The 11,292-nt window shown below is 42.7% G+C and carries 10 protein-coding genes; 1 reads left to right on the top strand and 9 read right to left on the bottom strand.

The features are described 5' to 3' along the window. Window positions 1–44: 44 nt before the first annotated feature. From RZ44_RS10675 to RZ44_RS10655, 5 genes are all read right to left on the bottom strand, one after another. Window positions 45–830, bottom strand: coding sequence for an IclR family transcriptional regulator domain-containing protein (locus RZ44_RS10675; RefSeq protein WP_035811260.1), 786 nt, complete (start codon window positions 828–830; stop codon window positions 45–47). A 105-nt stretch (window positions 831–935) separates the two neighbouring features. Beyond that, window positions 936–2,291: a 23S rRNA (uracil(1939)-C(5))-methyltransferase RlmD gene (rlmD, locus tag RZ44_RS10670; RefSeq protein WP_035811258.1), complete on the bottom strand. Its 1,356-nt coding sequence runs from the start codon at window positions 2,289–2,291 to the stop codon at window positions 936–938. Window positions 2,292–2,316: 25 nt separating this feature from the next. After that, the gene (locus tag RZ44_RS10665) at window positions 2,317–4,083 is read right to left on the bottom strand and encodes a 5'-nucleotidase C-terminal domain-containing protein (RefSeq protein ID WP_035811256.1); all 1,767 of its coding nucleotides are present in this window, start codon (window positions 4,081–4,083) and stop codon (window positions 2,317–2,319) included. A gap of 31 nt (window positions 4,084–4,114) precedes the next feature. After that, entirely contained in the window at window positions 4,115–5,062 is a 948-nt protein-coding gene (locus RZ44_RS10660; protein WP_035811255.1) for a diacylglycerol kinase, read from the bottom strand. Window positions 5,063–5,086: 24 nt separating this feature from the next. Continuing rightward, the gene (locus tag RZ44_RS10655; RefSeq protein ID WP_035811253.1) at window positions 5,087–5,593 is read right to left on the bottom strand and encodes a GrpB family protein; all 507 of its coding nucleotides are present in this window, start codon (window positions 5,591–5,593) and stop codon (window positions 5,087–5,089) included. 121 nt (window positions 5,594–5,714) lie between these two features. Between RZ44_RS10655 and RZ44_RS10650 the strand changes: the two genes are divergently transcribed. Continuing rightward, window positions 5,715–6,470 carry a hypothetical protein gene (locus tag RZ44_RS10650; protein WP_035811251.1) on the top strand — a complete coding sequence of 252 codons (756 nt, stop codon included), beginning with the start codon at window positions 5,715–5,717 and terminating at the stop codon, window positions 6,468–6,470. Between the two features lie 312 nt (window positions 6,471–6,782). On the opposite strand, the gene gatB is transcribed toward RZ44_RS10650, so the two are convergent. From gatB to RZ44_RS10630, 4 genes are all read right to left on the bottom strand, one after another. Beyond that, window positions 6,783–8,213, bottom strand: a complete 1,431-nt coding sequence (gatB, locus tag RZ44_RS10645) for an Asp-tRNA(Asn)/Glu-tRNA(Gln) amidotransferase subunit GatB (RefSeq protein ID WP_035811250.1) — start codon at window positions 8,211–8,213, stop codon at window positions 6,783–6,785. A gap of 1 nt (window position 8,214) precedes the next feature. Beyond that, window positions 8,215–9,693: an Asp-tRNA(Asn)/Glu-tRNA(Gln) amidotransferase subunit GatA gene (gatA, locus tag RZ44_RS10640; protein WP_035811249.1), complete on the bottom strand. Its 1,479-nt coding sequence runs from the start codon at window positions 9,691–9,693 to the stop codon at window positions 8,215–8,217. A 15-nt stretch (window positions 9,694–9,708) separates the two neighbouring features. Continuing rightward, entirely contained in the window at window positions 9,709–10,011 is a 303-nt protein-coding gene (gatC, locus tag RZ44_RS10635; protein WP_035811248.1) for an Asp-tRNA(Asn)/Glu-tRNA(Gln) amidotransferase subunit GatC, read from the bottom strand. A 71-nt stretch (window positions 10,012–10,082) separates the two neighbouring features. After that, entirely contained in the window at window positions 10,083–11,291 is a 1,209-nt protein-coding gene (locus RZ44_RS10630) for a CamS family sex pheromone protein (RefSeq protein ID WP_035811247.1), read from the bottom strand. Between the last annotated feature and the right edge of the window lies 1 nt (window position 11,292).

Here is an 11,292-nt window from a genome sequence, read left to right as displayed (position 1 = left end):
GGGGCTGACAGCAAATGCTGTCAGCCTTCTTTATATTCAGCCGTTTAAAACGGCAATTCTATTTCTGTATTTCTGCTGATCTGTTCCGCTGTTTCCATTAACACATTCAGATAATTGTTTTCTACTTCTTCCCTTGTTGTCTGTAAAGAGTTTGCCGAACAGTTTATCGCAGCAATCACATCACCGCGCATATTACGAATCGGTGCCGCTGCAGATATCAGACCGTGCTCCAGCTGGTCTTCACTGATAGCATATCCCTGTTTACGAATTTCTTTAAGCTCTTTACGCAGTTCATCCTCTTTATAAACAGTATGTTCCGTAAGTGGTTTTAATTCTGCCGTTTTAAAATATGTATCGAGTTCTTCTTCGCTCTTATATGCAAGAAGCACTTTCCCCATCGACGTCGCATAAGCCGGCAGATGTGTACCGATGTTCAGCGAAATTTTCATAATTTTATTGGCCGGTACACGTCCGATATAAACAATTTCTTCCCCGACGAGTTTTGCAAGAGAACTGGATTCATTGGTCACTTTTGATAATTCACGCAGCAGTGTTGTTGTAATTTCCCAGCTGTCGCGTGCAGTCATATATGAATAGCCAAGTGATAATACTTTCGGTGTTAAGTAAAAGCGGTTATCGAGCATTTGTGCGTACCCGAGATTCACCAGTGTAATCAGTACACGGCGCGCTGTCGGTCTTGAAATACCGACAGCTTTTGAGGTTTCCGAAATCGTTAAGTGATCTCTGTCGTTAAACGCTTCGATTACTTTCAACCCTTTTTCAAGCGTCTGCAGGTGATCCGCTGAATTTTTAATATTTTCATCTGACATATATACCCCTCCAAGCTGTACGATTAGTAAATACATGTACTAATATTATAACATTTATGAATAAAAATACCGGACAAATAACCATTTGTCCGGCTGTATTTATAATTATTTTTTATTTTCCAGTACAGTCACTGCCTCGATGTGTTTCGTTTGAGGAAAGAGGTCGACCGGTGTAACTGCTGCTGCTTTAAACCCGTGTCTGTCGAGATACTTCATGTCTCTTTGCAGCGTGCTTGGATTACATGAAATGTAGACAATTTTTTTCGGTGCCACTTCTATCAGTGCATCGAGAAACTCTGTATGACATCCTTTTCTCGGCGGGTCCACGAATACCACATCCGCACTGACGCCTTCCTTAACGAGTTTCGGCATTACTTCTTCAGCTTTGCCTAAATAATAGTCGGCGTTGTCGATACCGTTAAGTTTTGCATTTTCCCGTGCATCCTCAACTGCACTTTCAACAACTTCTATACCGATAATCTTGCTGACACGGTCTGATGCTGTCAGACCGATTGAACCGATTCCAGAATACGTGTCAATAATCGTTTCATCACCGTTTAATCCGACCATATCCAGACCGATCTGGTACAGCTTCTCGGTCTGTTCATGATTGACCTGATAAAAAGAACGGTCGCGGATTTTAAACGATTTTCCAAGTACGGTATCTGTAATGTAATCATGTCCGAGCAGAACGATGGAACGTTTGCCGAATATCACATTGGTCTTCTCGTCGTTAATGTTCTGCACGATACTTTTAACATTCGGGAACGCTTCTTTTAATGCCTTCACGATCGACATAAACACGTTGCGCCTGCCGTTTGTTATAAACACAACCTGTACTTCACTGTCATCACTGTTTGAACGGATCACGAGATGTCTTAACAGTCCTTCATGTGATTTTTCATCGTAAATAGAAGTGTTCTCTTCGATCAATTTATTTTTAATAAACATCATAATATCGTTGTGTACACGCTTTTGAATATAACAGTGCTCAATATCAACGATATCGTGTGAACGCGGTTTATAGAAGCCCATAATGACCTGTCCGTTAATTTTCTGTACAGGTATCTGTGATTTGTTGCGGTAGTATAACGGCTCGCCTGTCACAGTATCATTGATGTGCAGATTAAGTCTTGCCTGCTGATTGATATTCTGAGCTACGACCTGACGTTTAAACGATGCCTGCTCGGCGTCGTTCATAACCTGAATCTGGCATCCGCCGCATTGGAAATAATATTCACACGGCGGTGTCCGGCGGTTCGGCGATGCCTCAAGCACATTTAAAACTTTACCGAAAGCGTACCTGCTGTTCACTTTAACTGCTTTAAACTCAACCGACTCACCTTTCAGCACATCCGGCAGAAACACCGGGTAGCCGTCGACTTTGACGATGCCCATTCCTTCATGAGTATAATCTTCCACGACCGCTTCATAGTTATTATTTTTAGTTATTGCCTTCATTTTAAAACCTCTTACCTGATTAATTTTACAGCTCTACTTTGAATATGCTGAAGCCGTCTTCCAAGTCTTTATAATGTTCGACCGGCAAACCGGCAGTATATTCCTTTGCTTCTGCTGCTGTCGTAAACCTGTATGTGCCGTGGGGTATAATCGTCATCGGGTTGCGATAATCGAATGTTTCCCCGCTCTTTATATACTCGGTAACAATATCTCTTACCGAAATCGCAGATTCATACAGTATTTCCGCATCTCTTAAAAATGGTGCATAAGCGACTTTGTAATTATTTGCCGGCACGATAAATTCATCCGACTCTTTAATCGGTTCGCCTTTATATGACATTTTAATCACGCGTTCAGAATCGCTGATCTGACGTGCCGAGCTTTCATAGCGTGCCGGTTTTGTTAAATCAAAAGTGTAATCCAGATCGAAAAATGTATCAAAATTATAACCGGGGAAGCCGTATCTCGAGTTATTCGGCTGAAGAATTTCCTCACCGTCATAATTATTAAATGATGATGCAGCCCATTCAAGCCATTCTTTCAGCACTTTACCGTTAATTTTTATAATCAGCAGCGTGTTCGCATGTTTATAAATATCAATACTGTCTGCGATGGTCATCTCACCCGGAGGAATCGCTGTATAGTCATGAGGTCCGTCACGTCCGACTTTCACCGCAGAGTTAAATCCGATAACCGGGAGGCTGCTGTCTTTAAAGTCCGCCCGTTCCTTCGCAAACCAGACCGTCGCCTCGGATACGAACTGCACGCCGCGTGAAGGTATGACTCTCGTAAAGTACGTATTCAGCGGATAGTCTGTTTTGCCTATCGGAATATTTAAATACCCGAGCACCTTCTCATGTTCCTCTTTATAGTCTTCCAGCTCATCGTCTTTTAAAACGATGTCTTCTGCACTGATCAGCCGGCTTGAAGCTTTTTTAACCTGCCACATACCATTGTCGTATGCCAGTTCGAAATTCAATACACCTAGATGACTTGCCGATACTCCCGGCTGAACCATCGGTATATGATTGAATGTTCCTTTGCCGATATCAATACGTTCATCTTCAATCAGCAGATTACCGTTTGGAAACACGTCGTGTGTATGGCCGAATACAATGCCGTCTATACCTTCCATCATTGCCATTAATATCGCCTGATTCTCTCCAAACTGCGACAAATCGTCATCGGCATTACTCATGCCTGTATGCGACAGCAAAATGACGATATCCGCACCGTCATTTTTCAGCCGGGCTGTTGTCGCTCTGACCGCTTCAGTCATCGGGCTTACCTTCACCCTGTCTTCCAGGTGGAATTTATCCCACTTTAAAATCTGTGTCGGCACCACGCTCAGAAAACCGACTTTAACCGGGCCGTCAGCCGTTTTGATTACGTGAATATAAGTATTTTTAACGATATCCTTTAACGGATTATCCATAAAATCCACATTCGAATTAACGATTGGCACCGTCACCTGTTTATAAAATTCATTTAAAAAAGGCAGACCAAAATTAAACTCATGGTTGCCCGCTCCAATTACATCGTACATTTCATTAATAATACGGGGCACCAGTGCTTTATCTGTATTGTCGCTGTCATAGTCGCTCCATACATCGCCCTGGAGCAGATCCCCGTTATCTGCAGTAATTACCGCTTCCTCATCGTTCATCGCTTTATACTTATCAATATATGTTTTGAATTTCAATAACGCATTGTCTTTCGGTTCATTATCAAAATAGTTGTACGGATAAACTGCACCGTGAACATCTGTTGTTGCAAATACTGTAAGCTTCAATGTATTCACCTCATAAGTTGATATAAAATAACTATTGTTGTTCCACGTCAGGAAGTGTATACCCGTTATCTTCACTGTACAGCTCATTATAAAACTCATCCGACACTCTTATTTTCAGAAACTCTTTTAAGTTTTTGAAATGAGCCGGCAGCACACCGCCGAATTCACCGTCCAGATTCAGCTGAACTTCATCGTATGCAGTAATTCTGACATCCTCCGCTTTATAGTAATGCACTTTCGGATGCTTTAAATGCTCGCCGCGTGTCGCAAGTGACAGTATATGACCGAACTCAGCAAGATTGACATGTTCAAGTATCAGCAGTGAGAAATAACCGTCATTCAGCTTTGCATTCGGGACGAGTTTTTCGAAACCGCCGATTGAGTTTGTCAGACCGAGAAGAAAAATCATTACTTCCCCTTCAAACAGTTCATCATCATGTTCAATACGCAGATTGATACTCCGCATTTGCGGAATCAGTTCAATCCCCTTTACGTAATAGGCGAGTGAGCCGATTATCGCTTTGAGTCTGCTCGGTGCCTCATAGGACACTTCGGTAATCTTGCCGCCGCCGGCAATATTCATAAAATATTTACCGTTCATGCTGCCGAGATCCACTCTGCCCGTTTTACCGTTCAAAATAATGCTGACTGCCTCATCGATGTCATTCGGAATTTTAAGTGCACGTGTAAAATCATTCACCGTGCCCATCGGGATAATACCGAGTTCCGGACGTTCATCGTATTCTGCAAGACCGTTGATGACCTCATTGACCGTGCCGTCCCCGCCTGAAGCTACGACTAAGTCAAAGCCGTGCTCACAGGCAAAACGCGCCGCATAAGTAGCATCATCCTGTCCGGTCGTTGCATGTGCACTCGTAATGTACCCCGCACTTTCAAAACGCGCCAGCACTTCGGGAAGCTGTTCCTGAAACCCTTCTTTGCCGGCTGTGGGATTATATATTATTCTCGCTGTTTTCATAAATAACTCCTCTGCAATAAGAAATTATACGCTCGTCGAATGATCTCCTTCGCCTTTCATCATTTGAAAAAGCTGGTATTTGCGCTCATCGTATTCAGCTTCGGTCACTTCATCTTTTAAGAATGAGCGTTTTAAATTTTTAAAATCCCTGAAGTATTCTTCGTTTTCGACAAGATGTTCCGTGCATGCCAGTATATCTTCTTTCTTGTAACTTGCACTGCTCATAAAAATCATGTTGATAACCTGTCCGTCGACTACTTTTCTCATCACCATGTCATCCCTGAAGTAATCAGTAAAATGATTGATCTGAACGTATCCTTCAGCGATTAAAATATCCGCAAGATTCCTTACATCATCGTATGATTTAACGATAAAGAGAATGTCCATATCGCAGCTGTACGGAATTTTCGCCAGCTTTGATGAACCGATATGATGCACTTCTATAATTATGGATTTAAAGAAATTTAAAATCTCGAAAGCCTGTGCAATGTATTTATCTTTAATATTTATATTAAACTGATTTATACTCATACAATCATCCTAAAATAATGTCTTACTTCCGCAATTCATGTATAATAATATTTAAAAGTATTATGTTGCCAACATTATATCATATGTAATGCTTTGGGATATTATTATTTGAGGAGATACCATGAAAAAAGCTCTAGTGATTATACTATTTTTACTGTTTGCTGCCGGAATATATTTCAACTTCATGCACACCGGACCTATTTTCACGGATGAAGCCGCAGAAAATACGGCCAATGATGACACTGAAGTTACAGAAGACGGACAGCAGGAATCAGACGACACAGCACAAGAAGACAGCGCACAGGAAGAATCAGCTGATGATTCAAATGGTTTAGCATTTAATGAACCGGTGATTCAGGAAAAATACGACGAACGCGTGAGCAGCAATGAACAGCTTATCGTTGATGTACTGCTCCCTGCCCACTACAGCGGGAATTTTGCCGAACGCCTTAGTGAGCAGACCGGCTCAAACACAGTTCAATTCAATCAGATTGAACTGCCCGTGAACACAACAGACATGAACGAACTGACTGTGAACGGCAACAGCGATGTTGTTATTATGGATGCTCTGCAGATTGCAGATTACAACGATGAAGTTCTGCCTGAGAGAAATCTGAACAACTTAACAGGTGCATATATGGAACTTTACAACGCAGACAAGACGGTTATCCTTCTTGGTAACCCGAATGCACATGAACACGAAAACCTTGCAGCTGAGCTGGAAACAGACGCTGAGTTCTTTACAGAAAACGATTATTTTTATATCGATAATCAGGACACTCTGACAGAAAATCCGTACGATTACGACAGCGGCCAGCTTAATCCGGCCCTGGAAGATGAAATGATCAGCAACATTACAAATTATTTATTCCAGTAAATATTTAGAAATCACCGGGATTACATCCCGGTGATTTTTGTTTTATACAGGTTTTTGACGTCGTCGTTTTTATGACCACGACGTCCAGCACACGTTAAACGTCGTCGTTTCATTAACCACGACGTCCTGCACACGTTAAACGTCGTCGTTTCATTAACCACGACGTCCTGCACACGTTAAACGTCGTCGTTTCATTAACCACGACGTCCTGCATACGTTAAACGTCGTCATTTCATAAACCACAACATACAATATCATTCCACCACCAAAAAACACCTGCATTCCCAAACGGGAGTGCAGGTGTTTTCATGATTATCTCTTGTTAATTTCTTCAAGAAGGATCTGGTTAACCATTTTAGGGTTAGCCTGTCCTTTAGATTTTTTCATGATTTGACCGACAAGGAATCCGATTGCACGGTCCTTACCATTTTTGTAATCTTCTACAGACTGTTCATTTGCATCGAGTACTTCTGTAACCATACCAGTCAGTACTGCAGGATCAGAGATCTGTTCCATGCCGAGGTCTTTCGCAACCTGTTTCGCAGTGCCGCCTTTTTCAATAAGTACAGAGAATACTTTCTTCGCCTGTTTGCTTGAAATTGTACCGTCTTCAATAATATTAATCATACCTGTAAGGTTCTCAGCAGTTAAGCCTGTATCTTCCAGTTCAACGTTGTTTTTGTTCAGGTATTCGTTCACGCTTCCCATTAACCAGTTTGATGCCAGTTTAGGGTCTGCTTTATGAGTTTCAACCATGTCGCTGAAGAAGTCGGACATTTCTTTTCTCATCGTCAGAATTTCTGCATCGTATACCGGAAGATCGTATTCGTTGATGTACTTCTCACGCAGTTCGTCCGGAAGCACAGGAATGCTCGCACGTACGCGTTCTCTCCACTCTTCATCGATATGCAGGTGCATCAGGTCAGGTTCCGGGAAGTAACGGTAGTCGTCCGCGCCTTCTTTAACACGCATTAATACCGTTTCACCGGTTTTTTCATCGTAACGGCGTGTTTCCTGTTCGATAATCCCGCCTGCAAGCAGTACCTGCTCCTGACGTTTCACTTCATACTCAAGTCCTTTTCTTACGAAGTTAAATGAGTTTAAGTTTTTAAGTTCAGTTTTCGTACCGAATTCTTTCTGGCCGACAGGTCTGATTGAAATGTTCGCGTCACATCTCAGTGAACCTTCTTCCATTTTCACATCGGATACGCCTGTGTACTGAATGATCGACTTGATTTTCTCAAGGTATTTGTACGCCTCTTCAGGTGTACGGATATCCGGCTCCGATACGATCTCGACAAGTGCCGTACCCTGACGGTTTAAGTCAACCAGTGAGTAGTCTTCTTTATGCGTTGATTTACCTGCATCTTCTTCAAGGTGAAGACGTGTAATACCGATTGTTTTCTTCTTGCCGTCGATTTCAATATCGAGTGAACCGTGTTCCCCGATCGGTTTATCAAACTGTGAAATCTGATATGCTTTCGGATTATCCGGGTAATAATAGTTTTTTCTGTCAAACTTCGTATTTTCAGCAATCTGCATGTTTAATGCCATTGCCGCTTTCATGCCGTACTCTACTGCAGTTTCGTTCAGAACCGGCAGTGTGCCCGGGTAACCGAGTTCAACTACAGAAAGGTTTGTGTTCGGTTCATGTCCGTAATGCAGAGGGGCATTGGAAAATATTTTTGAATTTGTTTTTAATTCAACGTGAACTTCAAGTCCGATAACCGTTTCAAAATGCATCTTACTCCGCCCCCATCGTTAGATTTTTAAGTTCTTCATGCAGGTTGTATACAGTTTCGAACTGATACGCTGCATTGTAAATTTTGCGCTCTTCAAAGTGGTTACCGATCAGCTGCATGCCGATTGGTCTGTTGTCTTCAGTCACTCCGCATGGAATGCTTAATGAAGGCACACCCACAAGGTTCGCAGGAATTGTCAGGATATCGTTTTTATATTCTTTCGTACCTTCAATTTTAACTTCGTCGTATTTGTGTGCCGGCGTTGTCGTAGTCGGTCCGATAATTAAATCGTAATCCGCTAAAATTCTTTGAACGTCATCAGACACTAAACGGCGGAGTTTTTGCGCTTTTAAATAATAATCATCGTAGTGGCCGGCACTTAACACGTAAGTTCCCAGTAAAATACGGCGTTTTACCTCATCGCCGAATCCTTCACCGCGTGATTTTGTATACAGCTCTTCAAGTGTTTTGGCATTTTCTGAACGGTAGCCGTAACGGATACCGTCAAAGCGTGCAAGGTTTGCACTCGCTTCACTTGAAGCAATTAAGTAGTACGAGCTTACTACATACTGAAGGTTTGGCATTTCAACTTCTTCAACGATCGCACCTAAAGATTCAAAGCGTTCTTTCGCTTTTAATACCGCTTCAGTAACTGAATCGTCAACGTCGTCACCTAAAAATTCTTTAGGCAGTGCCAGTTTCATACCTTTAATATCTTTTTCAATACCGCTCAGGAAGTCAGTATCTTTATTTCTTGCACTCGTCATATCGTGGCTGCTGTCTTCACCTGAAATCATTTCAAGTACTTTGGCGTTGTCACGCACTGTACGTGTCATCGGACCAATCTGATCCAGTGAAGATGCGAACGCCACCAGTCCGTGTCGTGATACACGGCCGTATGTTGGTTTCATACCGACGATTCCGCAGAATGAGGCAGGCTGTCTTACAGAACCGCCCGTATCCGTACCGAGGGCATAAGGCACAAATCCTGCTGCAACTGCTGCAGCCGATCCGCCTGATGATCCGCCCGGTGAACATTCAAGGTTCCACGGGTTTTTAGTCGTCTGGAAGTAAGATGTTTCCGATGTTGATCCCATCGCAAACTCATCCATGTTCAGTTTCCCCATAAGAATTGAGTTCTGGTCTTTAAGCTTTGTCATAACCGTTGCGTCATATACCGGCTTAAAGTTTTCCAGCATGCGGCTCGCACATGTTGTTAAAATATCTTTAGTTACGATGTTATCTTTAATTCCGACAGGAATTCCAAACAGTGAACCTTCCATTTTGTCTTCTTCCTGAAGACGGTCAAGTTCCGCTGCAGTTTCCATCGCCTGATCTTTAGTTAATGTGATAAACGACTTAATGTTGCCGTCATATTTTTCGATTCTGTCAAAAAGAGCACCTACTACTTCAGAAGGTTTGATCTCTTTACTGTGAATTTTAGTGTATAGTTCTTCTACTGTTAATTCATTCATATTCACGATTGTTAACCCTCCTTATATCATTCTAGGTACTTTGAATTGTCCATCTTCTGTGAACTCTGTATTTCTCAGCGCTTCTTCCTGTGTTACAGGTTCTCCCGCTTCATCTTTACGCAGTGAATCCGCTGTTTCCTGCTCCAGCTGCATCGCATGTGTCATCGGTTCCACTCCCGATAAATCCAAGTCATTCAAGCGCTCCGAGTGCGCAACAATACTTTTAATTTTTGTAGATAAATTTCTAAGTTCTTCTTCATCTTTAATTTCTATCTTAGACAACTCAGCCACACGCTGAAGTTTCTTTAAATCAAGTTCTTCCATGAATGACCCTCCTTCTATAAATACAACATTTAAAGTTTACCAAAAACCACGGAACATTTCCATGTGCTTACTTATTCAAATATATAAAGATTGGCTTCCCCTTCACCTTTACGGGTAATCACACTGTAGACCTGTGACTTATCCTTAATTTCCACTTCGATATCCGTACCTGTAAAGTGTTCGTTAACCAGATCTCTCACGAACTGGGACATTCCGATCATTTCACCGCGGCTGTTATACTCAATCGGTATTTCAACAGTCAGTGACTCGAGCGTTCCGTCTCTGAACTTCCCTCTGCCGACAGACGTTGTAAAACTGTCAAAGTAAGATGCTAAATCCCTGTTGAAGTTCTGATACTCGCTGTTTGTTTCTTCGGAAATCTCCGCTGCTTCTCTCGACGGCAGCAGGATATTCTGAACATCTATATCAGAAAATGACTCGATCGTATTCTCTCCGGGAGCAACGACTGCCTGGGAAACAAAGTTTCCCGGCACGATATCCGTATCAGCCGACTGAATGAAAATCGCAAAGACTATTTCTTTATCGACATACTTATCATTCGCACGGATACGCTTTAAGATTTCAGCAGCCATCTTCTGACCTTCCTCTTTAACTGTTTTGGGATCCAGCGCACGTTCCTTCGTCTGGCCGTACTGTTCTGTCTGATAGTAATGAACGCTGTTCATTGCAAGTCCGATAGTAATGCCGTCAAACGACAGGTTTCCTTCTTCATCTTCCTTCATATAGTTCTGCTCGAGAATGTGTGACAGGTACAGCGGTGCTTCTTCTGCAATCACTTCAGGGTCTGTTTCACCCTGTGTCGACGGGTTCAGACCGAGGTTGCTGAACGCATCCGAGCCGAGCAGTTCGGACTCATCCATTTCCTCAAGCTCTTCACTCGTGTACTGGCGGCTTAAATAGCCCCTAATCATTTCTTCTGAAATAATCTGGCCTTCACGGAATATATATTCGTTTGTCGGGAACACACTCTGGCTGATTGAAAACAGGCCTTTTTCAAACTCTTCCACATTATATGAAGACACTAAATTGGCACTCGACAACCCGCGGGCCGGCGACAGTTCGTAAGGAACGACAGAACGGTAAAACTCTTCACTGCTCGATGTGAGCGTATCGTCCTGCTCTTCGACCTGCACGTTCGACACTTCATTCTCGAGCGATGATTCACCCATCTGCTCGCTGATTTCCGCTTCATTGGCACCGTCGCAGGCTGCAAGCAGCAGCAAAGTTGCACTTGTGAGTAATATCGATTTAAACTTCATA

Origin of the sequence: Jeotgalicoccus saudimassiliensis (assembly GCF_000756715.1) — a bacterium.
In the GTDB taxonomy this organism is placed as follows: domain Bacteria; phylum Bacillota; class Bacilli; order Staphylococcales; family Salinicoccaceae; genus Jeotgalicoccus; species Jeotgalicoccus saudimassiliensis.
The sequence above is the reverse complement of the archived record's forward strand: the minus strand, read 5'-3'. Positions and strand labels throughout refer to the sequence as shown.